24 protein-coding genes are annotated in these 21,936 nt (G+C 72.0%); 15 read left to right on the plus strand and 9 right to left on the minus strand.

The window, feature by feature from the left end:
• Positions 1-84 precede the first annotated feature (84 nt).
• The gene (locus VFV89_RS21620) at positions 85-717 is read left to right on the plus strand and encodes a regulatory protein RecX (RefSeq protein WP_329708054.1); all 633 of its coding nucleotides are present in this window, start codon (positions 85-87) and stop codon (positions 715-717) included.
• A 12-nt stretch (positions 718-729) separates the two neighbouring features.
• Here VFV89_RS21620 and VFV89_RS21625 read toward each other — a convergent pair whose 3' ends face one another.
• Together VFV89_RS21625 and VFV89_RS21630 are read right to left on the minus strand one after the other, a co-directional pair.
• The gene (locus VFV89_RS21625; protein WP_329708055.1) at positions 730-1,689 is read right to left on the minus strand and encodes a hypothetical protein; all 960 of its coding nucleotides are present in this window, start codon (positions 1,687-1,689) and stop codon (positions 730-732) included.
• Positions 1,686-2,135, minus strand: a complete 450-nt coding sequence (locus tag VFV89_RS21630) for a pyridoxamine 5'-phosphate oxidase family protein (RefSeq protein WP_329708056.1) — start codon at positions 2,133-2,135, stop codon at positions 1,686-1,688. Before VFV89_RS21630 ends, VFV89_RS21625 begins: the two co-directional genes overlap by 4 nt.
• A 44-nt stretch (positions 2,136-2,179) precedes the next feature.
• On the opposite strand from VFV89_RS21630, the gene VFV89_RS21635 reads away from it, so the two are divergent.
• The 5 genes from VFV89_RS21635 to VFV89_RS21655 are packed head-to-tail and all read left to right on the plus strand — an operon-like array spanning position 2,180 to position 5,710.
• Positions 2,180-2,923, plus strand: a complete 744-nt coding sequence (locus VFV89_RS21635; protein WP_329708057.1) for a DUF1684 domain-containing protein — start codon at positions 2,180-2,182, stop codon at positions 2,921-2,923.
• A gap of 33 nt (positions 2,924-2,956) precedes the next feature.
• Entirely contained in the window at positions 2,957-3,673 is a 717-nt protein-coding gene (locus tag VFV89_RS21640) for a GNAT family N-acetyltransferase (RefSeq protein WP_329708058.1), read from the plus strand.
• A gap of 18 nt (positions 3,674-3,691) precedes the next feature.
• Positions 3,692-4,525, plus strand: a complete 834-nt coding sequence (locus VFV89_RS21645; protein ID WP_329708059.1) for a polyphosphate kinase 2 family protein — start codon at positions 3,692-3,694, stop codon at positions 4,523-4,525.
• Entirely contained in the window at positions 4,522-5,310 is a 789-nt protein-coding gene (locus VFV89_RS21650) for a HipA family kinase (protein ID WP_329708060.1), read from the plus strand. Before VFV89_RS21645 ends, VFV89_RS21650 begins: the two co-directional genes overlap by 4 nt.
• Before the next feature lie 4 nt (positions 5,311-5,314).
• On the plus strand, positions 5,315-5,710 hold the full coding sequence (locus VFV89_RS21655) for a DUF3037 domain-containing protein (RefSeq protein WP_329708061.1): 396 nt from the start codon (positions 5,315-5,317) through the stop codon (positions 5,708-5,710).
• Between the two features lie 110 nt (positions 5,711-5,820).
• Here the strand turns inward: VFV89_RS21655 and VFV89_RS21660 are convergent, their stop codons facing one another.
• The 3 genes from VFV89_RS21660 to VFV89_RS21670 form a co-directional block, all read right to left on the minus strand.
• Positions 5,821-6,564: a sirohydrochlorin chelatase gene (locus VFV89_RS21660; RefSeq protein WP_329708062.1), complete on the minus strand. Its 744-nt coding sequence runs from the start codon at positions 6,562-6,564 to the stop codon at positions 5,821-5,823.
• A gap of 69 nt (positions 6,565-6,633) precedes the next feature.
• Positions 6,634-7,380 (minus strand): phosphoadenylyl-sulfate reductase, encoded by a 747-nt coding sequence (locus VFV89_RS21665; RefSeq protein WP_329708063.1) that lies wholly within the window; start codon positions 7,378-7,380, stop codon positions 6,634-6,636.
• 193 nt (positions 7,381-7,573) lie between these two features.
• A complete protein-coding gene (locus VFV89_RS21670; RefSeq protein ID WP_329708064.1) occupies positions 7,574-9,310 on the minus strand; it encodes a nitrite/sulfite reductase in 1,737 nt (578 codons plus the stop codon).
• 373 nt (positions 9,311-9,683) lie between these two features.
• Between VFV89_RS21670 and VFV89_RS21675 the strand changes: the two genes are divergently transcribed.
• The 3 genes from VFV89_RS21675 to VFV89_RS21685 are packed head-to-tail and all read left to right on the plus strand — an operon-like array spanning position 9,684 to position 12,397.
• Positions 9,684-11,132 carry a glycine hydroxymethyltransferase gene (locus VFV89_RS21675; RefSeq protein ID WP_329708065.1) on the plus strand — a complete coding sequence of 483 codons (1,449 nt, stop codon included), beginning with the start codon at positions 9,684-9,686 and terminating at the stop codon, positions 11,130-11,132.
• Positions 11,129-11,608 carry a GNAT family N-acetyltransferase gene (locus VFV89_RS21680; RefSeq protein ID WP_329708066.1) on the plus strand — a complete coding sequence of 160 codons (480 nt, stop codon included), beginning with the start codon at positions 11,129-11,131 and terminating at the stop codon, positions 11,606-11,608. Before VFV89_RS21675 ends, VFV89_RS21680 begins: the two co-directional genes overlap by 4 nt.
• 3 nt (positions 11,609-11,611) lie before the next feature.
• Entirely contained in the window at positions 11,612-12,397 is a 786-nt protein-coding gene (locus VFV89_RS21685) for an MBL fold metallo-hydrolase (protein ID WP_329708067.1), read from the plus strand.
• Between the two features lies 1 nt (position 12,398).
• On the opposite strand, the gene VFV89_RS21690 is transcribed toward VFV89_RS21685, so the two are convergent.
• Complete coding sequence (locus VFV89_RS21690) at positions 12,399-13,538, minus strand: phosphotransferase (RefSeq protein WP_329708068.1); 1,140 nt, start codon at positions 13,536-13,538, stop codon at positions 12,399-12,401.
• A gap of 83 nt (positions 13,539-13,621) precedes the next feature.
• Here VFV89_RS21690 and VFV89_RS21695 point away from each other — a divergent pair, with 83 nt between their 5' ends.
• Positions 13,622-14,071: a helix-turn-helix domain-containing protein gene (locus VFV89_RS21695; protein ID WP_329708069.1), complete on the plus strand. Its 450-nt coding sequence runs from the start codon at positions 13,622-13,624 to the stop codon at positions 14,069-14,071.
• 15 nt (positions 14,072-14,086) lie between these two features.
• Here VFV89_RS21695 and VFV89_RS21700 read toward each other — a convergent pair whose 3' ends face one another.
• Positions 14,087-15,787 (minus strand): acyl-CoA dehydrogenase family protein, encoded by a 1,701-nt coding sequence (locus VFV89_RS21700; protein ID WP_329708070.1) that lies wholly within the window; start codon positions 15,785-15,787, stop codon positions 14,087-14,089.
• 18 nt (positions 15,788-15,805) lie between these two features.
• Between VFV89_RS21700 and VFV89_RS21705 the strand changes: the two genes are divergently transcribed.
• From VFV89_RS21705 to VFV89_RS21715, 3 genes are all read left to right on the plus strand, one after another.
• Positions 15,806-16,750 (plus strand): YihY/virulence factor BrkB family protein, encoded by a 945-nt coding sequence (locus VFV89_RS21705; protein ID WP_329708071.1) that lies wholly within the window; start codon positions 15,806-15,808, stop codon positions 16,748-16,750.
• Positions 16,751-16,760: 10 nt separating this feature from the next.
• Positions 16,761-17,867: a potassium channel family protein gene (locus VFV89_RS21710; protein WP_329708072.1), complete on the plus strand. Its 1,107-nt coding sequence runs from the start codon at positions 16,761-16,763 to the stop codon at positions 17,865-17,867.
• A gap of 80 nt (positions 17,868-17,947) precedes the next feature.
• Complete coding sequence (locus VFV89_RS21715) at positions 17,948-18,271, plus strand: hypothetical protein (protein WP_329708073.1); 324 nt, start codon at positions 17,948-17,950, stop codon at positions 18,269-18,271.
• Between the two features lie 345 nt (positions 18,272-18,616).
• On the opposite strand, the gene VFV89_RS21720 is transcribed toward VFV89_RS21715, so the two are convergent.
• Positions 18,617-18,886 carry a DUF3263 domain-containing protein gene (locus tag VFV89_RS21720; protein ID WP_329708074.1) on the minus strand — a complete coding sequence of 90 codons (270 nt, stop codon included), beginning with the start codon at positions 18,884-18,886 and terminating at the stop codon, positions 18,617-18,619.
• Between the two features lie 281 nt (positions 18,887-19,167).
• On the opposite strand from VFV89_RS21720, the gene VFV89_RS21725 reads away from it, so the two are divergent.
• The gene (locus VFV89_RS21725) at positions 19,168-20,010 is read left to right on the plus strand and encodes a glycosyltransferase family 2 protein (RefSeq protein ID WP_329708075.1); all 843 of its coding nucleotides are present in this window, start codon (positions 19,168-19,170) and stop codon (positions 20,008-20,010) included.
• A 718-nt stretch (positions 20,011-20,728) separates the two neighbouring features.
• Here VFV89_RS21725 and VFV89_RS21730 read toward each other — a convergent pair.
• On the minus strand, positions 20,729-21,604 hold the full coding sequence (locus tag VFV89_RS21730; protein WP_329708076.1) for a hypothetical protein: 876 nt from the start codon (positions 21,602-21,604) through the stop codon (positions 20,729-20,731).
• Positions 21,605-21,751: 147 nt separating this feature from the next.
• Between VFV89_RS21730 and VFV89_RS21735 the strand changes: the two genes are divergently transcribed.
• On the plus strand, positions 21,752-21,936 hold a 185-nt coding region (locus VFV89_RS21735; RefSeq protein WP_329708077.1), incomplete at its 3' end, for a hypothetical protein.

The raw sequence follows: 21,936 nt of genomic DNA on the forward strand, positions 1-21,936 counted from the left end.
GCTGGTCGAGCCTGTCGAGACCTCCGCAGCGATCGCACCTGGGTTCGCGCTGCGGTCGGCTCGACTCGCAAGAGGGGAGGCAACGTGACTGAGGACCAGCCCCCACCTGCCTGGCTGGGCGATGTCGCTGACGGCGTCGACGCCTGGACCCGGCGTACGTCGCGCCCGGACCCTCCGCCTCCCGACACCGAAGCCGAGGGGCCGGACGCCGACCCCGAGTCGGTGGCCCGCACGATCCTGCTCGACCAGCTGACCGGCCGGGCCCGCAGCCGCCAGGAGCTCCGCACCAAGCTGGCCTCCCGGCGGGTCCCGGACGAGATCGCCGAGCGGCTGCTCGACCGGTTCGAGGAGGTCGGGCTGATCGACGACACCGCCTTCGCCCGCACCTGGGTCAGCCAGCGGCAGTCGGCGGGCGGTGGCGGCAAGGGGCTGGCCCGGCGCGCACTGGCCCAGGAGCTGCGCCGCAAGGGCGTCGCCGACGAGACCACCCGCGCGGTCCTCGACGAGCTCGACCCGACGGCGGAGGAGGCCGCGGCGCGCGAGCTGGTCCGCCGCAAGCTCCGGACCCTGACGCGGGTCGACGACCAGACGGCCACCCGTCGCCTGGTCGGGATGCTGGCCCGCAAGGGCTACTCGTCCCAGCTCGCGTTCTCGGTGGTCCGCGACGAGCTCGCGGCCGGCGGCCGCGACGAGCCGGAGGAGCCGCACTCGATCTGAGGCCGAGGGGAGTCAGTCGGCAAACGGCTGCAGCGGTACGTCGAACGCCCGAGTGTCGCCGCCGACCTCCAGGACCCCGCGCCGGTCGGGCTGCAGCTCGACCCGCCGGCCGGCCTGCTCGACGTCGGCTCTCGTCGTCGCGACCGAGCAGTTCACCACCTCGTGGCGATGGCCGCCCGGGTCGGCGTACTCCCAACCCACGGTGCTGGTGAGCGCCACTGTCGCATGACAGCCGACGCGGATGCCGCGGCCGGTGAGCATGACCCGGGCGCCCTCGGCGAGCAGCTCCACGCGGGTGCCGCGGCTGAGCAGCCCGCCCAGGCGGTGCCGTTCTCCATCGAGGGTCAGGGCGCCGAACCCCGTCCACGGCGTCAGCGCCGGGCCGACCCGCACCCTCGCCAGGACAGCGTCGAGCCACCCGCTCCCGTCCTCGCCCAGGCCGCCGGCGCGTAGCCAGATCCATCGAGCGGCATGCTCGGTGCCCCAGTTGTGGCCGAGCATGCCGGTCCAGCCGGCCAGGTCGACGGCGGTGCCGTCCACGGCCAGGTCGCCGCTCGCGCCGAGGTCGGGGACCGGGGAGGTCGCCTTGGTCCGGGGCAGCGGCGCCCGGTAGAGCACCGCCGGTGCGAGGTGTTCCAACGGCTGGGCCCGCGGCGTGAAGGAGATGTCCCAGGTGGCCGCCAGGGAGTCCAGGTCGATGGAGCCGCGGGTGCCGTCCGGACCCTGGCGAGCCGGGCCGCACTCCAGCCCCTCGTCGACCGGGACGGCCGACAGCCCGGTCAGCTTGCCCGCCTTCACACCCGCCTCGTCGAACCACGTGACCCACAGTGCGCCCATGGCCGCCTGTCCCGGCCGCTTCTGGACCGTGGTCCGGAGCCAGAGCGCGCGCGGCTGGTCGGGGTGGACCAGCACGGCGTACACGCTCTCGTAGAGCCGCCCGCCGGCACCGACCTCCGGGAAACGCAGCCTCACGCCCGCTCGACCTTCCGCAGTCCGTGCTCGGGCGTCCACCACTCGACGACCAGGAGCGTGGCCTCGGCGTTCAGGTGGGTGTGCACGACCTCGGTGATGTCTGCGCGGAACCGGTCGCCGTCCGGGCCGGGCTCGCCCACGGCGTACGCGCGGCCGGCGATCTTCGCCTCCCCTGGCCAGTCCGCCTCCTGGCCGTCGACCGGGTCCACGGTGGCGCTGTGCAGCGCGAACCGGCCGTCCCGGCGCAGGTCGGCGCCCTTCCGGGCGCCCGGCATCGACCCGAAGACCAGCTCGCCGTTCTCGAAGGCGCACTCGATGCCGCAGATGCGCGGCGAGCCGTCGGCCCGGAGCGTGGCGATCGTCTTGTGCCGGTGCGCGTCGAAGAGCCCACGCACCCGCTCAGCGAGCTCCGGCGCCGACTGCTCCACGTCCCGCCACGACGTCACGGCCTCGATGCTCCCACGACCGGACGGGGTGGAACGATGCTCAGGTGGATGAGCTCGTGGGGGAGTGGCAGGCCTGGCGCGAGGAGCGGGAGCGGGGGCTGCGGGCGCCGCACGGCTGGCTGGCCATCACGGCTATCCACTGGCTCACCGACGAGAGCCAGCGGTTCGACGACGTCCCGGGCAGCTGGACGGGCCGCGACCACGAGGCCAGCGTCTCGCTCGCCGCGGGGGAGTCGCTCTCCCTCGACGGGAGGGTCCTCGGCACCGGGACGCACCGGATCGGCCCGTTCGACGACCTCGGGCTCCGGCTCGCCTTCGGCGACGCGGTGGCCCAGGTGGCCGCCCGCGACGACCAGGTCATCCTGCGGCCGCGCCACCCCGACTCCCCGAACCTCACGGCCTACCGCGAGACACCCTGCTACCCACCCGACCTCGACTGGGTCCTGCGGGCCCGCTACGAGCCGTACGCCGAGCCCGACGGCGACGCGATCGGGGAGGTCGCGTTCGAGCACGGCGGGTCCGCGCACCGGCTCGTCGCCTGGGATGCCGACGACGGCAGCCTGTGGCTCCTGTTCCGCGACGCCACCTCCGGCGTGACGACGTACGCCGCGCTCCGCCAGCTGGTGACCGCCCCACCCGCGCCGGATGGGACTGTGGAGCTCGACTTCAACCGCGCCTACAACCTGCCGTGCGCCTACACCGACTTCGCCACCTGCCCTGTGCCGCCGCCGGCAAACACCCTTCCCTTCGCGGTCGACGCCGGGGAACAGATCCCGCTGCTGGTCTGACGCCGGCGGCCCGTGGGCGACCACAATGACCCCATGTCTGCCGACGCCCCGGTCCACGTGGTCGTGCTCGACCGCGGCCGCGAGCTGACCGGGGTGGTTCGCGAGGGTGAGTCGTGGGCGGCCGCCGCCCGGCGTACCTGCGCCAGCATGCACACCGAGCCCGAGCCGTTCGACCTGTCCGGCGAGGTGAAGCGGTTCGTCGTCGACCACGACATCCGGGTCGCCATTCGGGCGATGACTCGGGCCGACCTCGACGACCTCGTCGCCTGGCGGACCAACGAGGCACTGATGCGCTGGTGGACGCCCGGCGAGCTGACCGACCGGGACTCGATCGTCGCGAAGTACGCCGACCGGATCGACGGGCTCAGCCCGACCCGGATGTGGGTGGTGGAGGTGAACGGCCGCTCGGTCGGGTTCGTCCAGGACTACCGGATCGGTGACTACCCCGACTACGCCGTGCTCGGCCCCGACCCGGACTCGATCGGGGTCGACTACGCGATCGGTTCGGACCAGTGGCGCGGCCAGGGGCTGGGGCAGCGGATGCTCTGGGCGTGGATGCGGCGTGCACGCACCAGGTTCCCCGATGCCGTGACCTACTTCGCGGCGCCGGACCACCGCAACGCCGCATCGCTGCGGGTCCTGGCCAAGGCCGGGTTCACCCAGGGGCTCTGGTTCGACGAGCCGCAGCCCGACGGGTCGACGACGACGATGGTCGGCTGCAGCCTCGACGTGGCCCGGGTGATCGGCTGAGCATCGTAGGTTGAGTCCGTGGACCTGCGACTCCCGACCGGCCCGGTCGACCTGGCCGCCATCCCGACCGACGCCACCCCCGGCTTCTCCGGGGGCAAGAAGGACGGCACGAAGGCCCTGGAGGAGCTGGGGCCCGAGCTGTCCGACCTCCAGGAGCGGCTGTTCGCCGAGGGCACGTCCGGCTCGACCCGCAACCTGCTCCTGGTGCTCCAGGGCATGGACACCTCGGGCAAGGGCGGCACCCTCCGGCACACCGTCGGCCTGGTCGACCCGCAGGGCGTGCGCATCCACTCCTTCAAGGCCCCGACGAAGGAGGAGCTGGCCCACGACTTCCTGTGGCGGATCGAGAACGCGCTGCCCGGCCCCGGCTACATCGGCGTCTTCGACCGCAGCCACTACGAGGACGTGCTGATCGTGCGGGTCCGGCAGCTGGCGCCGCCGGAGGAGATCGAGCGGCGGTACGCCGCGATCAACGACTTCGAGAAGAGGCTCGTCGACGGCGGCACCCGCGTCGTCAAGTGCATGCTGCACATCTCGGCGGAGACCCAGAAGGAGCGGCTCCTGGCCCGGTTGGACGACCCGACCAAGCACTGGAAGTTCAACCCGGGTGACATCGACGAGCGTGCGCTCTGGCCGGCCTACCGCGAGGCCTACGAGATCGCGCTGGAGCGCACCAACAGTGAAGTCGCCCCGTGGCACGTCATCCCCAGTGACAGGAAGTGGTACCGCAACCTGGCCATCGGCAGGCTCCTGCACGAGGCGCTGAGCGAGCTGGACCCGCAGTGGCCGGCGGCCGACTTCGACGTCGAGGAGCAGAAGCGGCGGCTGGCCGACGAGGCGCCGGTCGAGTGAGTGCCACGATCCCGACCGTCGCCGTCACCCGCTACGTCACCCCGCTGCGGGAGGGCGGCAGCCTGCCCGGCATCGTGGAGGCCGACGACCTGGGCACCTACGTGTGCAAGTTCCGGGGTGCCGGCCAAGGTGTCCGGGTGCTTGTCGCCGAGGTGATCGTGGCCGGCCTGGCCGAGCGGATCGGACTGCGTACGCCGCGGCTGGTGGCGCTCGACCTCGACCCGGATATCGCCCGCTACGAGGCCGACGAGGAGGTCCAGGACCTTCTGAACGCGAGCGCCGGGCTCAACCTGGGCGCCGACTTCCTGCCCGGGTCGTTCGGCTTCGACGGGCACGTGCCGCCCGGGCAGCAGGGGGAGAGGAGCACCGACCCGGCCCGGGTCCTGTGGCTGGATGCTTTCGTGGCCAACGTCGACCGCAGCTGGCGCAACCCCAACCTCCTGCTCTGGCACGGCAACCTGTGGGTGATCGACCACGGCGCGTCGCTGTACTTCCATCACGGCTGGGCCGGTGGGGTCGGTGACCCGGAGCGGTTCGCCCGCCAGGCCTGGAGCGCCGACGACCACGTCTTCCGCGAGCACGCCGCCGAGCTTCCCGGGGTCGACGCCGTGCTCCGCGGCTTCCTGGGGAGATCGGTGTTCACCGAGGTGCTCGCCAGGGTGCCCGACGAGTGGCTCGAACCGGTCCCCGGCGCCGAGACCGCGGACGCGCTGCGCGCGGCGTACGTCGACTTCCTCTCCGCCCGCCTCGGCGCCACCCAGTGGCTCCCACGAGCGGCGGCCTGATCACATGAGCGTGCCGTCGGAGCCGAAGCTCGCCTACGAGTACGTCGTCCTGCGTTGCGTCCCCCGCGTGGACCGCGAGGAGTTCCTCAACGTGGGCGTGGTGCTGCACTGCCAGCAGGCGGACTTCCTCGACGTGGCCTGGCGGATCGACCCCGAGCGGCTGCAGGTCCTCGACCCGATGATCGACACCGACCAGGTCTGCGAGGCCCTCGCCTTCGTCGAAGCCGTCTGCACCGGCCACCCGACCGGCGGCGCCCCCGCCGCCCAGCCGCTCTCCCAGCGGTTCGGCTTCCTCAAGGCCCCCCGTAGCACCGTCCTCCAGCCCGGCCCCGTCCACGGCGGCGTCACCTCCGACCCCGCCCGAGAGCTCCAACGCCTCCTCGAACAGCTGGTGGGTTGATTCCGGACTTCCGCCGGTCGAGTCGGCAGATCCGCCACTCGAGTTCGGCGGAAGTCCGGAACCAACCGGCGGAAGTCCCGACTCAACCGGCGGAAGTCCGGAATCAACGCCTAGACGGGGACGAGCTCGACGGCGCCGACGGCGTACCGGGCGAGGACCGCGCGAGCGAGGGTGGGGTGGGCGCCCAGGGGCTCGGAGACGGCGACCGCGCCGGCCTCGAGGGCGAGCTCGGCGGCCCGGTCGGGGAGGAAGCCCGGGGCCAAGAACAGCGACGCGACCGCGATGTGACGGCGGCCCTCGGCACGGAAGGCCCGCACTGCCTCACCCGTGGCCGGCGGCGCGCTCGAGGCGTACGCCGCGGTGACCGGCAGCCGGTGGTGGGAGCCCCACAGCCGGCCCAGCCGGGCCACGGCCTGGTTGGCCAGCGGGTCGCTGGAGCCGGCCGCGGCCAGCACCAGCGCGTCCAGCTCGCGGCACCGGGCCAGCCGGAGGGCCTCGCGGAGGCGCTCGTCGAGCACCTCGAGGAACGACGGCTCGAGACCCAGGATCGACGAGGCCTGGATCCGCACCTGCGGGTGCCGCGCGGTCGCCTCGGCCACGGCGGAGGGGACGTCGACCTTGGCGTGGTAGGCCTCGGTGAGAAGGAGGGGTACGACGACGATCTCGTCATGCCCGGCCTTGACCAGCCGGTCCACGACCGTCTGGAAGTCCGGCTTGGAGAGCTCGAGGAAGGCGGCCTCGATCTTGAGGTCCGGCCGCATCGCGCGGACCTCTCTGACCAGTGCCTTCACCGTCGCGGCGGATCGGCGGTCCCGGCTTCCGTGCGCCAGGGCCACCAGGGCAGGAGCGGCCATCTCAGGCCTCCCTTCTCTCTTCTTCTTGGTGCTGCCGAGCAGCCGTCCACCCGCTCATGAGTGACTGGTTCATGAGTGGATGCCGCACTCGGTCTTGTTGGTGCCGGCCCACCGGCCGCTGCGGGCGTCCTCGCCCGGAGCGACACGACGGGTGCACGGAGCGCAGCCGATCGACGGGTAGCCGTCGTAGACCAGTGGGTTGACCAGCACCCCGTTGTCGGCGATGTAGCGCTCCACCTGCTCGTCGCTCCATCGCGCGAGCGGGGAGACCTTGACCTTGCCCTTCTTGGCGTCCCAGCCGATCACCGGAGCGATGACGCGGTTGTGCGTCTCGGCCCGGCGGAGCCCGGTGGCCCACGCGTCGTAGTCCGCGAGCGACTCGGTCAGCGGCTTGACCTTACGCAGCGCGCAGCAGAGGTCGGGGTCGGTCTTGTAGAGGTCCTTGCCGTACGCCGCGTCCTGCTCGGCCACCGACTGCACCGGCGTGATGGTCAGCAGGTTGACGTCGAGGGTCGCGGCCACCGCGTCGCGGGTGCCGATCGTCTCGACGAAGTGGTAGCCGGTGTCGAGGAAGACGACGTCGATGCCCGGGACCACGGTCGAGGCGAGGTGCGCGAGCACGGCGTCGCCCATCGACGAGGTCACGCAGAACCGGTCGCCGAAGGTCGCGGCGGCCCACTCGATGATGGTCTCAGCGGGAGCCAGCTCGAGCTCGGCGCCCCAGTGGGACACCAGCTCGCGCAGCTCCTCGGGCGAGCGGCCCTCGGTCTCGATGCCGCGCGAGGCGCGGGCGCTACGAGTCGTTGCGGCGGTCATGACTGACCACTACCCGTCGAGGTTGGTTCCGCTCGCACCTCAGTGCCAGCCGCGACGGGCCGCACCAGGCCGAGCATCTTCAGCGAGAACGCCCGCATGCAGCCGCGGCACTCCCACGAACCGTGGGACTCGTCGTGGGGCCACAGGTCCTGCTCGCCGCAGTAGGGGCAGTGCTGGGGGAAGGCGCGCTCGCTCATACGGGAGTCGCCTCCAGAGACTTCTCGCCGCGCAGCAGCTCCTCGTCGGCGCGGGCCACCCAGGCGGCGAACGACTCGCCCTCGGTCCGGTCGGCCAGGTAGTTGGAGACCACCACCGTGACGTAGTCGTCGAGCCCCTCGCTGGTCACCTTGTGCGCGCGCAGCTTGCGGCCGAAGTTGGCCTGCAGCCCGGTGGCGCCGCCGAGGTGGACCTGGAAGCCGCCCACCTGCCGGCCCTCGTGCATCACCAGCTGGCCCTTGAGGCCGATGTCGGCGACCTGGGTGCGGGCGCAGGCGTTGGGGCAGCCGTTGATGTTGACCGTGATGGGCGTGTCGAGCTCGGGGAAGCGCCGCTCCAGCTCCTCCACCAGGTCACGGGCACGGGCCTTGGTCTCGACGATGGCCAGCTTGCAGAACTCGATGCCGGTGCACGCCATGGTGTTCTGCCGCCAGTACGAGGGACGGGCCGGCAGGCCGATGGCGTCGAGCGCCGCGGCCAGCGGTTCGACGCGCTCGGGGCTGACGCCGATCAGCACGATCTTCTGGTACGGCGAGAGCCGGGCCCCGGCTACGGCGTACTGCTCCATCAGGTCGCCCAGCTCGATGAGCTTGGTGCCGGAGATCCGCCCGGCGATGGGCGCGATGCCGATGTAGAAGTTGCCGTCCTTCTGCTCGTGCACACCCACGTGGTCGCGGTGGCCGGTGGGGGAGGGCGGCGAGTCGCAGGAGACCAGCTCGCGGCCGAGGTACTCCTTCTCCAGCACCTCGCGGAACTTCTCGACGCCCCAGTCGGCCACCAGGAACTTCAGCCGGGCACGCGAGCGCAGCCGCCGGTAGCCGTAGTCGCGGAAGATCGAGGTGACGCCCTCCCAGACGTCGGGGACGTCGTCGGTGGGGACCCAGACGCCGAGCTTCTGGGCCAGCATCGGGTTGGTCGAGAGCCCGCCGCCGACCCAGACGTCGAAGCCGGGGCCGCGCTCGGGGTGCACGGTGCCGACGAAGGCGATGTCGTTGGTCTCCGGAGAGACGTCGTGGCTCGGGTGCCCGGTCAGCGCGGTCTTGTACTTGCGCGGGAGGTTGGAGTACGCCGGGTTGCCGATCGCGCGCCGCTTGATCTCGGCGAGCGCCCCGGAGCCGTCGATGATCTCGTCCTTGGCCACGCCGGCCACCGGCGAGCCGAGGAAGGGCCGCGGCGAGTCACCGCACGCCTCGGTGCTGTCGAGGCCGGCGGCGTCCAGCGTGGCCCAGATCGCCGGCACGTCCTCGATCCGGATCCAATGGAACTGGACGTTCTCCCGGTCGGTGACGTCGGCGGTGTCGCGCGCGTACTGCTGACCGATCTCGCCGAGCGCCCGGACCGTCGCCGCCGGCAGCAGCCGCCCGTCGGAGCGGACCCGCATCATGAAGTACTCGTCGTCGAGCTCCTCCTCCTCGAGCATCGCGGTCTTGCCGCCGTCGAAGCCCGGCGCGCGCTGGGTGTAGAGCCCCATCCATCGGAACCGTCCCCGCAGGTCGGCCGGGTCGATCGAGTGGAAGCCGCGCTTGGAGTAGACGTGCAGGATCCGCTCACGGACGTTGAGCGGGTCGTCGTCCTTCTTCGACTGCTCGTTCTTGTTCAGTGGCTCGGTGTAACCGAGTGCCCACTGGCCCTCCCCGCGCTTGGGGCGGGGGATCTCGGTGCGTTCGGCCTTCTTGGCGCTCCGGCGCCAATTCGTAGGGGCAAGGTCGGACATGGAGGGAGGTCCTTCGCTGAGGTGCCGCGCGCGACGACGGGCGCGAGCTGGGGAATGTGCTGAGGACGGCGGCGGTTCAGCGACAGATCGAGCTGCGCGTGCGCATGAAGTCCACGTGGCGACGTACCACGAGGTGCGCGTGAGTGGCAGCGGAGATCATGTCAACCAGTCTCAGACCGTGGACGGCCGTCCCACAAATCTGAATCTCGTGATGTGAGACGATTGACCAGTATTCGAGACATGCGGCGGCGGGCGAGCCTGGGTGCGTGACCCGCGCCACGTGATCGCGCCGTCCCGCCCGCACCGAGCGAGCGGATCGGCCGTCGCCATCGGGGTGGCGCCAACTCCCGCCTTCTCCTTCTAGGGTGTGCCCATGGCCGACCAGCACCTCGACGAACTGACCAGCTCCGCCTACCGCCAGGCCCTCGAGGTGATCGCCTCGGTCGAGCCGCGGATCGCCGATGCGACCAGGCAGGAGCTCGTCGACCAGCGCGGCTCGCTGAAGCTGATCGCCAGCGAGAACTACGCCTCGCCCGCGGTGCTGCTGACCATGGGCACCTGGCTCAGCGACAAGTACGCCGAGGGCACGATCGGCCACCGCTTCTACGCCGGCTGCCAGAACGTCGACACCGTCGAGTCCGTAGCCGCCGAGCACGCGCGCGAGCTGTTCGGGGCGCCGTACGCCTATGCCCAGCCGCACTCCGGAATCGACGCCAACCTCGTGGCCTACTGGTCGATCCTCGCTCACCGGGTCGAGGGCCCGTGGCTGGAGAAGTACGGCGCCAAGAACGTCTACGATCTCACCGACGACGACTGGGAGGCGCTGCGCCACGAGCTCGGCAACCAGCGGCTGCTGGGCATGAGCCTCGACGCCGGCGGCCACCTGACCCACGGGTTCCGGCCCAACATCAGCGGCAAGATGTTCCACCAGCAGCAGTACGGCACCGACCCGGAGACCGGGCTGCTCGACTACGACGTCGTGGCCGCCAAGGCTCGGGAGTTCAAGCCGCTGGTGATCGTGGCGGGCTACTCGGCGTACCCGCGCCGGATCAACTTCGCCACCATGCGCGAGATCGCCGACGAGGTCGGCGCCACGCTGATGGTCGACATGGCGCACTTCGCCGGCCTGGTCGCCGGGAAGGTGTTCACCGGCGACGAGGACCCGGTCCCGCACGCGCACCTCACCACGACCACGACCCACAAGTCGCTGCGCGGACCGCGCGGCGGGCTGGTGCTCGCGACCGAGGAGTACGCGCCGTCGGTCGACCGCGGCTGCCCGATGGTCCTGGGCGGCCCGCTCTCGCACATCATGGCGGCCAAGGCGGTCGCGCTGGCCGAGGCCCGGCAGGACTCCTTCCGCGGCTACGCCCAGAAGATCGCCGACAACGCCAAGTCGCTCGCCGAGGGGTTCCTCTCGCGGGGCGCGCGCCTGGTCACCGGCGGCACCGACAACCACCTCGTGCTGCTCGACGTGTCGACGTTCGGCCTCACCGGGCGGCAGGCCGAGTCCGCGCTGCTCGACGCGGGCGTGGTCACCAACCGCAACTCGATCCCCGCCGACCCCAACGGCGCCTGGTACACCTCCGGCATCCGGCTCGGTACCCCGGCGCTCACGACCCGCGGCTTCGGCCACGACGAGTTCGACTCGGTGGCCGAGCTGATCGTCCACGTCCTGCAGAACACCCAGCCGGGCACCACCAAGGACGGCAAGCCGTCCAAGGCGTCCTACGTGCTGGCCGAGGGCGTGGCCGACAAGGTCAAGGACGCCTCCGCCGAGCTGCTCGACAAGCATCCGCTCTACCCCGGGCTCAACCTCGGGTGACCTCCGCTGATGTCCGGGTCGTCGTCGACGACCCGGCCCGGGCCGAGGTCGCGGCCCTGCTCGCCGACCATCTGGCCGCCATGCACGAGTACAGCCCGCGCTGCGCGGTTTATGCGCTGGACGCGGCGGGAGTGGCGGCGGCCGACGTCACGTTCTGGACCGCCTGGGCCGGGATCGAGCTGGCCGGCTGCGGAGCCCTCAAGGAGCTCGGCCCGACCCGCGGCGAGGTGAAGTCGATGCGCACGGCACCCGCCCACCTCCGCCGCGGCGTCGCCGCCAGGATCCTCGCCGAGGTGGTGGGCGCCGCCCGCGAGCGCGGCTACCTCGAGCTGCTGCTCGAGACCGGCTCGGGGCCGGCGTTCGACCCCGCGCACGCGCTCTACCGGAGGTTCGGCTTCGAGCCGTGCGGGCCGTTCGGTGACTACCCGGAGAGCCCCTTCAGCCGGTTCTTCCGGCTCGCCCTGGATGCAGGCTGAGCGATGCCCGACCACACCGGGCCGGAACGCCGCACCGTCGGCGGCTTCGAGGTGATCGCCCTGGAGGACGCGGCCGGGCCGTTCATGACCTCGCGTGAGGAGGCCTTCCCCGACGCGACGGCCGCGCAGTGGGCCGACGCGGACGCGTTCGACCCGGCCGCGCGCACCGCCGCGGGGGAGTGGTGGCTCCGCTTCCGGAGCTTCGCCGTACGCCGCGGGGACGGCCCGGTCACCCTCGTCGACGCCGGCGTCGGCCCCGTCGGCGCACCGGCGTCGGACTGGGCTCCGGTGCCCGGCCGGCTCCCGGACGAGCTGGCCGCGGCCGGCATCCGGCCGGCGGACGTGACCGCGATCGTGCTGACCCACCTGCACAGCGACCACCTCGGGTGGGCGGTGCCGGGCGGCTCGCCGTTCGTCGAGGCCCGGGTGGTCGTGCCGCGGGCCGACGTCGCCGCCTGGACCGTTGCCCGCCCGGACGACGACCCGCTGGTCGCGCCGTTGCGCGCGCAGGACCGGCTCGAGGTGGTGGAGGGCGACGTCGCCCTCGCCCCCGGACTCCGCCTGGTCGCGACGCCCGGGCACACGCCCGGGCACCAGTCGGTCCTGGTCGAGGACAGCCTGCTGCTCGCCGGCGACCTGCTGGTGCACGCGGTCCAGCTCCAGCACCCGGAGCTGGCCTACGCCTACGAGGCCGACCCCGAGCTGGCACGCCGGTCGCGGCAGCGCTGGCTGGAGCGCGACGTCGACCTGGCGCCGTCGCACCTGGGCCGGGCGTTCGTCCGCCCCTGAGTCAGCCCCGCAGCCCGGCCGTCTGGTCGACGAGGTCGAGGGCGTACTCCGCCAGCGCCGCGCGGGCGGCCGCGGTGCGCCTGGTTTTCTCGTCGACCGGCCCTTCGAACAGGTCGAACGGCAGTGTCGACAGGCCCGTCATGATCAGCATGCACAGCGCGTGGCTGCGCCGGACCTGCGCCTCCGGGATCTCGCAGCCCTCGTCGCGCAGCCCCGCGACGTACGCCGTCACGATCGCCTCGTCGAGCTCGGCCAGCCCCTCCGCGCCCCGCCTGCCGATCTGCACGTCGCCCACCAGCAGCTGGGTGAGGTCGAACCCGACCGGCGCGCCACCGAGGAACCCGAAGTCGATCATCACCAGGTCGTCGGGGCGCTCGCCCGCGAGCAGGTTGTTGGGGCACGCGTCCCCGTGGCCGAGCAGGACGGGGAGCGTGTCGGCCTCCTCCGCCAGGGTCAGGGAGTCTGCGGCGGAGGCGCGGAGCCGGTCCCGGAGCCCGGCGAAGTCGGCGCACAGCGGGTGCTGCCACACCTCCTCGCTCATCAGGATCGGCACCACCTGGGTCGCCAGCCGCCCGGTGGCGTAGGTGCTCAGGCTCCACTCGAGGTGCCGCAGCTCGCCGAGGCCGGCGAGGGCCGGGCTCGCGGAGAAGCGGCCGAGCAGGTACGCCGCTCGCTCGTGCCTGGCGAGGTCCCACGTCGCCGGCCGAATTGGGACCTCCTCGAGCCAGATCGACGACGAGAGCTCGTCGAGGTCGTGGACGGCGAGCGCCCGCGGTGCGCTCAGCCCGTCGGGGAGCAGACGGACGAGGTCGGAGCGGTAGACGTCCGCCTCGGTCCGCCACGGCACGGTCGCCGCGGCCCACTCCCGGAGCTCCTCGGGCACCGTCTCGAACAGCGGCGAGCGCGACCACGACTGCACCTGCTTGACGAAGAGCCGGAACGGCGCCCGGGCGCACGGCGTGGCCGCGTGGCCGCTGACCCACCAGCGGCCGCCGGTGGTGATCGCCGGGAGGTCGTAGTCCACGGGCTCGACCCGAGAGTCCAGCAGCTCGACCTCGTCCTCATGGAGCAGGTCGGCGACCATCGCGGCCAGCTCGGCGTCGGTGACGTCGGCGGCGCCGAGGGCGTCGCGGGCTCCCATGTCCTCCACCTCACGTCCACGTCGCGTCGAGGGTTTGTGAAAGTAAAGCTACTTTACGTCTGACGGCAAAGTAAAGTTGCTTTATGACTTCCTCCCGGGCCGCCGACATCGACGACACACCGTTCGAGGAGCGCCACGTCCTGCTCTACCTCGGCCTGGTCATGGAGCAGTGCCGCGACCTGATCGTTGCGAGCCGGACCAGGGACCACCTGCGCCCCTCGCAGTTCCGGGTGATCGCGATGGTGCCCTACAACCGCGGCATCACCATCACCGAGCTGGCCGACCGCGTCGGGATGACCAAGCAGGCGATCGGGCAGTTCGTGACCGCGCTGGTCGACTCGGGCCACCTGGTCACCGAGGAGGACCCGCGGGACCGCCGGCTCCGCATCGTGCGGCGTACCCGTCGAGGCGACGAGGTCACCCAGGAGCTGGCCCACCTGCTCGACCGGCTCGAGCAGCGGTGGGCCGACCGGGTCGGGGTCAGGCGCTACTCGCAGTTCCGCCAGACCCTGGAGGAGATCGCGCTCAGCTGACCGCCCCCGCCCCGGTCACACCGTCGGCGTCGCGCGCTCCACGATCCCGCGCAGGTCGCCACCGGCGAGCGCGCCGAAGGTCCCGTCGTACGACGTGCCGAGCCGCGAGGCGCAGAACACGTCGGCCACCTCCGGCGGCGAGAAGCGGACCAGCAGCGACCCCTGCAGCACCGCCGCCATCCGGCCGGCCAGCCGCCGGGCGCCGACCTCCAGCGCGGACGGGTCGCCCATCAGCTCGCCCAGCATCGCCAGGGTCGAGTCGATCGCCGCGTCCAGCCGCGCGTCGCCGCCGCGCCCGAGCCCGACCTCGGTGATCCAGGCCTCGAGCGCCTCCGGCTCGCGGCCCAGCGCGCGGAGCACGTCGAGGGCGTTGACGTTCCCCGACCCCTCCCAGACCGAGTTGAGCGGGGCCTCGCGGTAGAGGAGCGGCATCAGCGACTCCTCGACGTACCCGTTGCCGCCCAGGCACTCCAGCGCCTCGGCGGTCACCGCCGGGGTCCGCTTGCAGACCCAGAACTTCGCCAGAGGCAGCGCGATCCGCCTCAACGCCGCCTCGTGGGCACCCTCCTGTCCGTCGAGGGCCAGGTCGTCGACGGCGGACGCCAGCCGCAGCGCCAGCACGGTGGCCGCCTCGGACTCCACCGCCAGGTCGGCGACGACGTTCTGCATCAGGGGCTTGTCGACCAGCAGCGACCCGAAGGCCGACCGGTGGGCGACGTGCCACGACGCCTCTGAGACCGCGCGCCGCATGAGCGCGGCCGAGCCGAGGACGCAGTCGAGCCGGGTTGCGGCCACCATCTCGATGATCGTGCGGACGCCGCGCCCCTCGTCGCCGAGCCGGATCGCGACCGTGCCGTCGAACTCGAGCTCGGAGGAGGCGTTGGACCGGTTGCCCAGCTTGTCCTTGAGCCGGACGACGTCGAGCCGGTTGCGGGTGCCGTCGGGCAGCACCCGCGGCACCACGAAGCAGGTCAGCCCGCCGGCGGCCTGCGCGAGCACCAGGAAGACGTCGTTCATCGGCGCCGAGGTGAACCACTTGTGGCCGTGCAGGGTGTAGGTGCCGTCGTCGGCGGGCCGCGCCTCGGTGAGGTTGGCGCGCACGTCCGAGCCGCCCTGCTTCTCGGTCATCCCCATCCCGCACAGCGCACCGCGCTTCTCCGCGACCGGGCGCAGCCCCGGGTCGTACGTCGTGGAGGCCAGCACCGGCGTCCACTCCTTGGCCAGCGCCTCGTCGACGCGGAGGGCGGGGATCGCGGCGTAGGTCATCGAGATCGGGCAGCCGTGGCCCGGCTCGGTGTGCGCCCAGGCCATGAAGCCGGCCGCCCTGCGCAGGTGTGCGTCGGGGTCGCCGTCGGCCTGCTGCTCCCAGGGCGCCGCGGCGAGGCCGTGGCCGACCGCGCGCTCCATCAGCCAGTGCCAGGCAGGGTGGAACTCGACCTCGTCGATCCGGTCGCCGTACCGGTCGTACGCGCGGAGCTCCGGGTGGTGCTCGTTGGCGAGCCGGCCCTGCTCGCGCGCCTCGGAGGTGCCGGCCTCGGCCCCCAGCGGGAGCAGCCCCTCGAGCACCTCGGCCGAGCCGTGCCGCACGACGGCCTCGCTCAGCGCGAGGTCGGCGGCGACGACGTTGTGCCCGACGAGCGGCGGCACCTGGTTGGCGGCGGTGCGCAGAGAACGGCGCGACGCCCGGTCACCGGCTGCGTCGTCGAGGGTCGGCATGCCTCTACGGTAGAGCCCATGGTGGCGGAGCCCCTGCCCACAGGGGGCGAGCAGGGCGCCGCCGCGTCCGGGTCGCAGGACGAGGAGTCAACAGCCGCGCCACGGCCGTGGTGGCGCCGCAGCCTCGACCTGCTCTGGCGGCTCACCGTCGCGACGTTCAGCTCCTGCCTGCGCTACCGGGTGACCGGGCTGGCGGCCGAGGCTGCGTTCTTCGCGGTGCTCTCGGTGCCGCCCCTGGTCTTCGGCCTCGCGGGCGGCATCGGCTACGTCACCAGCCAGTTCGACCCCAGCCAGGTCGACGAGATGCGCGACGCCGTCCTGGACTTCTCGGGCCGGCTGCTGACCGACCGGGCGGTCAACAAGGTCATCGCGCCGACCCTGGACGACGTCCTGGAGGGCGGCCGGTTCGACATCATCTCGCTCGGGTTCGTGCTGGCCCTGTGGTCGGGTAGCCGGGCGCTCAACGTCTTCATCGACACGATCACCGTCATGCACGGCCTGGGCGGCCACCGCGGGATCATCCGGACCCGGGCGCTGGCGTTCCTGCTCTACGTGCTGGCCCTGGTCACCGGAATCGCCGCTGTGCCGCTGATGCTGGCCGGCCCGAAGCTCGTCGACGACGCGCTGCCCTCGAGCTTCGACTTCGTGCTGCGGTTCTACTGGCCAGTGGTCGGCGTGATCTGCATCTGCTTCCTGGCCACGCTCTACCACGTGTCCGTGCCGGTGCGGAGCCGCTGGCGGTTCAACCTGCCCGGCGCGGTCTTCTCGCTGGTGATGTGGATCGTGGGCAGCTACCTGCTCCGCTGGGTGCTCACCATCACCGCCGCCGACTCACGCTCGATCTACGGCCCGCTCGCGGCACCCATCGCCGTACTCCTCTGGCTCTACATCGTCGCCATCGCCGTGCTGATCGGCGCGGCCGTGAACGCCTCCTTCGACAAGATCTTCGCCGCGGAGCGATAACTTGAGCGCCGTGTCGGACAGCAGGCCCGAGTTCTGGGCCACCGGGCCGGAGGGCCGAGGCCGGATCTCCCTGCCGGAGCCCATCCACTCGCCGTGGTGGGCGCTGAGCCGCCGGCTCCTCCTGGCGCTGGCGATCCTGGCCGGCACGGTGCTGCTGGTCTACTTCGACGCCGACGGCTACCGCGACGCCAACGCGCCCGCCGACGGGATCACCCTGAGCGACTCGATCTACTACACCACCGTCACGCTGAGCACGACCGGGTACGGCGACATCGCGCCGGTCGCGGACCACTCGCGGCTGATCAACGCCTTCATCATCACCCCGGCGCGCATCGCGTTCCTGGTCCTACTGATCGGGACCACCCTCGAGGTGCTCGCCTCGCAGGGGCGCGAGCTGTTCCGCATCTCCCGCTGGAGGAAGCACATGGGACACCACGTCGTCGTCATCGGCTACGGCACCAAGGGGCGCAGCGCCGTCGAGACGCTGGTCAACAACGGCCAGGACCGCGAGTCGATCGTGATTGTCGACCCGGGGTCGAACGCGATGCAGGACGCGCACTCCGACGGGCTGGCCGTGGTCACCGGCGACGCCACCCGCCGCGAAGTGCTGCGCCGCGCCGGCGTCGCGGAGGCCGACCAGGTGATCATCACGACCAACCGCGACGACTCCAACGTGCTGGCGATCCTCACCGTGCGCCAGCTCAACCCCGACGTCTACATCGTCTCCTCGGCCCGCGAGCACGAGAACGCGCCGCTGATGAAGCAGTCCGGCGCCAACTCGGTCATCACCTCCTCCGACGCGGTCGGCCGGCTGCTCGGCGTCTCGTCGCTCTCGCCCACGCTCGGGACGGTCATGGAGGACCTGCTCACCTACGGCGAGGGGCTCGAGGTGGCCGAGCGCGACCTGCTCGTCTCCGAGGTCGGCAAGCCGCCGCAGTCGCTGCCCGACCAGGTGATCTCCGTGGTCCGCGACGAGAAGGTCTACCGCTACTTCGACCCCGTCGTCACCCAGCTCGCCCGCGGCGACCGGCTGGTCGTCGTACGCCCGGCCAAGGAGCTGCCCTGGGCCCCACGCCCCGGCACCCACGACGAGGAGCTGTCGACCGACGAGGCGTGAGCCTCGTCGCCTCAGGTGTGGGGGTAGCTCCGAGCGTGGTGTGATCGAACATCTGTTCGAAGGATGTGTCACCATGCAGCATGGCAGGGGGCATGGGCGGCGGTTGGGCCAAGCGCGGCACCGGAGTGCCCCTGGCCCAGCGGGTGCGTGCCGACCAGCCGGCCCAACAGCAAGCCCAGCACGAGCCGGTCGGCCCGGACTGCCCGGCGCGCCACTGCTGGGTGTCCGGCTCGGTGGACGCGGAGGGCGTGAAGCGGCCCGGACTGCTGCTGGAGTGGCGCCAGGTCCGCGGCCGGTGGGAGGGCCGGGTCACCTATGTCGCGCGGCTGCGGCCCTTCGAGGCGAACGGCGGCTGGCTCGTGGTCGAGGAGTGGCTGCCCGCGGAGCTGCTCACGCCGCTGTGAGCACGACCGCTCGCGCTGGCTGGGAGCCTCCGCTGCGGAGGTTTCGACGCGCTGGGCTGTCTTCGCAGGCTCAGACAGCCCGCTTGCTCAACCTGGACAGCTTCGGCCGGGAGCTCGTTCCTCACTCCCGGCCGACCTGCCCAAAATGAGTCGAACCGCTGGAGTCTCGGGTCACCAGCGGTTCAACGACTCGAACGTTAGACGAGGTGTCGGCGGCAGGAAAGGGGACGACGCCCTCCTGTCCGAAGATGCCCCGAACGGGCTACGCCAACCATCCGTCTGACCTACGGCGTACCCCCTCAGGTCGTCACGACGACGGGGCCCAGGCGGGCCGGGTGCGGAGGATCAGCCGCCCGCGGGGTCGCTCAGCCGGCCCAGCCGCTCGGCCTGGCGCTGCCGCTGGCGGGCCAGCCGCTGACGGCGCAGCCGGCGAACCAGCAGCGGGTCGTGGGCGAGCGCGCCGGGGTGGTCGATGAGCGCGTTGAGTGCGCGGTAGTAGTCCTCCCGCGCGAGCCCGAGCCGGGCCCGGGCGGCGGAGTCCTTGGCCTCGGCGTGCTTCCACCACTCCCGCTCGAAGGTGAGGATCGCGCGCTCTCGCGGGCTCAGCTCGACCATGCCGCCGATCCTCTCAAGGCCGGCCGACATCATCCGAATCGGGGGCGCGGTGGTGTGACGGGCACTACGAGATATGACCAAAAGGGGGGTGACAGCCGCGATTCCGGTACACGAATCGCCAACAGTTGGGCAGGCTTCGGAACCTGCAAAAACCGTGGCTGACCTGCGCAAACGGCGGTTTGTTACTGCGCTGTGGAGATTTTCGGGGGCACCGGGAAGGCATATGTTCCAGTCGTCGCCGAGCCGTGGGGGGTCGGCTACGACATGGGGGTCGCAACAGCATGACGGTCTATTTCGGCAGTCCTGAACGGAACACCGAAGACCCGCTGATCAGCATCGTGGTGCCGGCGCTCAACGAGGCGCTGAACCTGTCGGTGGTGCTCCCGCAGCTGCCGCCCGTGCACGAGGTCATCCTCGTCGACGGCGGTTCTGTGGACGGCACCGTGATGGCAGCGCGTCGTGCGCTGCCCGACATCATCACGGTGCTCCAGGGTCGCAAGGGCAAGGGCAATGCGCTGGCCGGCGGGTTCGCCCGGGCGACCGGCGACATCGTGGTCATGTTCGACGCAGACGGCTCGGCCGATCCGGCCGAGATCGACCGGTTCGTCGAGGCGCTGAAGTCAGGCGCCGACTTCGCCAAGGGGACGCGCTTCTCGGCCGGTGGGGGTTCGGCCGACATCACCACCGTTCGGCGCCTCGGCAACCGGTTCCTCAACACGGTCTTCAACCTGGCCTTCCGCACGAGGTACACCGACCTCTGCTACGGCTACAACGCCTTCTGGACCGACCTGGTCCCGCTCCTCGACCTGCCCGACCACAGCAGCCCGGCGCCCGGCACCGACAGGGGCAGGCGCAAGATGATGTGGGGCGACGGCTTCGAGATCGAGACCGTCATCAACTGCCGCTTCGCTGCGGCCCAGGTCGCGATCACCGAGGTCCCCTCGGTGGAGAAGCTGCGGATGTTCGGCGAGTCCAACCTGCGCGCGATCTCCGACGGCTTCCGCGTCCTCAAGACGCTGGTCACCGAATGGCGCCGGGCCCGGTCCGTACGCCGCATGGAGCGCCGCCTCGCCGAGCCCGCGCTCGCCGAGCCGGCATCGGCGGAGGAGCGCGTGGCGGCCTAGCGGTGTTCAGGTGGCGGTGGGAGAGCAACCGTCGTCCCTGTGGAGACGGGTTGCTGAGGCACCGCCAGCCGCGGTCACTGGTGTAGACATGCGCGAGGTGCCGGGCGACCACCAGGAGCGTCGCGACGAGCGCCAGGAGGCCGCCCATCCTCGGCCCTCTCTTGGGTCGAGCACGCCGACCAGGTCGGGCAGGGCGGCGAAGGCAGCCCTCGTGACCAGCACGTGGACCAGGTCCGTCACGCATCCGTCGTACGACCCGTTTGCGCTGGTCAGAGGGGCTATTGACGGTTCGCTGACGCTGTGGTCGAGCTCCTTGACGGCACCTTCACGCCGCGCCCCGAGCCGGTCTGCGACGACGCCCCGGAGGAGGTCGGGCCGACCTGCGGACTCAGTAGGTGAAGCGCTCCGGAACGGCGGAGATCATCCGGCCGCGGTGGCCGTGACCTGCGGATTCACTCGTCGGGGTGCTTGCCAACCGAAGGTCATCGATGCATGCTTCAACCACAGAGCGCGGATCGTGGGGGTTCGGGCTCGACGTGAAGGACCGGGTGGGGACCTTGTTGCTTGGGGGGAAGCGGCACAGAGAGGTTTCCGCGCCGGCTCCAGCGGATCGCACGGTGGCGCCTCAGGAGGCGCCACCGCGCATCCACGTCGTACGGCCGCCGAAGCCGGTCGAGGAGCCTGTCGTCGACGAGCCGGCGTTGCAGACGCGGGCCGGCTAGAACGAGCCGCTGTCCGGGGCACCGGACGCCGTGCCGCGGCCCCGCACCGCGGCCAGCAGGGCCGCGACCAGGGCGACGACCGCCAGCAGTGCCGCGGCCAGCTCGAGCTGGTGCCACAGGCTCGCGGTGACCACGTCCCACACCTGGCGGGCCGCGCCCCGCTGCGGCAGGTCCCGGGTGAGTACGCCGCGGGCGACCCAGAGCCCCAGCGCGAGCACGCCGAGCGCAAGGACGGACCCGATCGCCAGGCCGGCCGAGGCGGCGAGCCGGCGGCGCGCGAGCAGGAGGGTGAGCAGCACCGCCACCATCCAGCCGAACGGCAGCCAGAAGCCGGACGCGTCCAGCAGCTGGTAGCCGCGGCGCGCCCTGGCCAGCCCGTCGGCGTCCATGACCGGGATCGAGGCATCCAGCGCCGCGACCCGGCGCGCGCCGGGCAGCCCCTGTGCGGCGAGCGCGTCCGCCACGGCGGCGTACACACCGCCAAGCTCGATGGTGACCCGGCCCTGGTCGTCGAGCGCCACCTCGCGCCGGCCCTCGAGCACCCCGATCACCTGGTCGTGCGCGATGCGGTTGGCCGTCACCCAGGCGGTGCGGAACGCCGGGCTGGCCACCACCCGCGTCACGACCGCGTGCACCAGGATGCCGACGCCGGGCGGCGCGGTGCCGCTGCCCGCGATCAACTGCACGGTCGCGCGCTCGATCTCGTCGACCGCGGCCGCCTGCACCACCTCGTCGTCGGCCAGCGGCGCCACCGTGTCCACGTAGGTGTCGGTGTCGCTGACCACGCCGTTGACCCAGATCGACAGCAGGCTCAGCGGCAGCAGCACCGCCGCGAGCAGCCCGAGGAGCCCGGTCAGGGCGGTGCGCACCATGGTTGGGTGGACCCTAGCGACCGTCGTATTTCGTCACCGGCACGGCGGCTGAGGCCTGGAGCGCAGCCACGGTGGCTGAGGTGCGAGGCCGTTCACGGTCGAGCCTGTCGAGACCTCCGCGACGTCGCCGTGCTGCACACTCCTCCCATGAGCACGCCGGCCCCGCCGCCCGCAGACCCGCCGCCGCCCACCGGTCCGCCCATCTCGACCGACCCGCCGGTCCCCGACGTGCCGTACGGCGGCCCCGCCGACGCCGTCGACGCCGCCACGGTGCGCGCGCCGATGACTGCCCAGAGCGTCGCGAAGGGCGTGGGCAAGGCTGCCCTCTGGGT

This window comes from Nocardioides sp. (assembly GCF_036274455.1).
GTDB lineage: Bacteria > Actinomycetota > Actinomycetes > Propionibacteriales > Nocardioidaceae > Nocardioides.

What these genes read in the sequence shown, in the direction of transcription:
- VFV89_RS21660 (WP_329708062.1), bottom strand. Translation starts at nt 6,564, where the DNA reads ATGGCCGCTCCTGCCCTGGTGGCCCTGGCGCACGGAAGCCGGGACCGC.
- VFV89_RS21720 (WP_329708074.1), bottom strand. Translation starts at nt 18,886, where the DNA reads ATGGTCGAGCTGAGCCCGCGAGAGCGCGCGATCCTCACCTTCGAGCGG.
- VFV89_RS21670 (WP_329708064.1), bottom strand. Translation starts at nt 9,310, where the DNA reads ATGTCCGACCTTGCCCCTACGAATTGGCGCCGGAGCGCCAAGAAGGCC.
- VFV89_RS21690 (WP_329708068.1), bottom strand. Translation starts at nt 13,538, where the DNA reads ATGGGAGCCCGCGACGCCCTCGGCGCCGCCGACGTCACCGACGCCGAG.
- VFV89_RS21695 (WP_329708069.1), top strand. Translation starts at nt 13,622, where the DNA reads ATGACTTCCTCCCGGGCCGCCGACATCGACGACACACCGTTCGAGGAG.
- VFV89_RS21685 (WP_329708067.1), top strand. Translation starts at nt 11,612, where the DNA reads ATGCCCGACCACACCGGGCCGGAACGCCGCACCGTCGGCGGCTTCGAG.
- VFV89_RS21700 (WP_329708070.1), bottom strand. Translation starts at nt 15,787, where the DNA reads ATGCCGACCCTCGACGACGCAGCCGGTGACCGGGCGTCGCGCCGTTCT.
- VFV89_RS21705 (WP_329708071.1), top strand. Translation starts at nt 15,806, where the DNA reads ATGGTGGCGGAGCCCCTGCCCACAGGGGGCGAGCAGGGCGCCGCCGCG.
- VFV89_RS21730 (WP_329708076.1), bottom strand. Translation starts at nt 21,604, where the DNA reads ATGGTGCGCACCGCCCTGACCGGGCTCCTCGGGCTGCTCGCGGCGGTG.
- VFV89_RS21665 (WP_329708063.1), bottom strand. Translation starts at nt 7,380, where the DNA reads ATGACCGCCGCAACGACTCGTAGCGCCCGCGCCTCGCGCGGCATCGAG.
- VFV89_RS21715 (WP_329708073.1), top strand. Translation starts at nt 17,948, where the DNA reads ATGGCAGGGGGCATGGGCGGCGGTTGGGCCAAGCGCGGCACCGGAGTG.
- VFV89_RS21725 (WP_329708075.1), top strand. Translation starts at nt 19,168, where the DNA reads ATGACGGTCTATTTCGGCAGTCCTGAACGGAACACCGAAGACCCGCTG.
- VFV89_RS21655 (WP_329708061.1), top strand. Translation starts at nt 5,315, where the DNA reads ATGAGCGTGCCGTCGGAGCCGAAGCTCGCCTACGAGTACGTCGTCCTG.
- VFV89_RS21675 (WP_329708065.1), top strand. Translation starts at nt 9,684, where the DNA reads ATGGCCGACCAGCACCTCGACGAACTGACCAGCTCCGCCTACCGCCAG.
- VFV89_RS21640 (WP_329708058.1), top strand. Translation starts at nt 2,957, where the DNA reads ATGTCTGCCGACGCCCCGGTCCACGTGGTCGTGCTCGACCGCGGCCGC.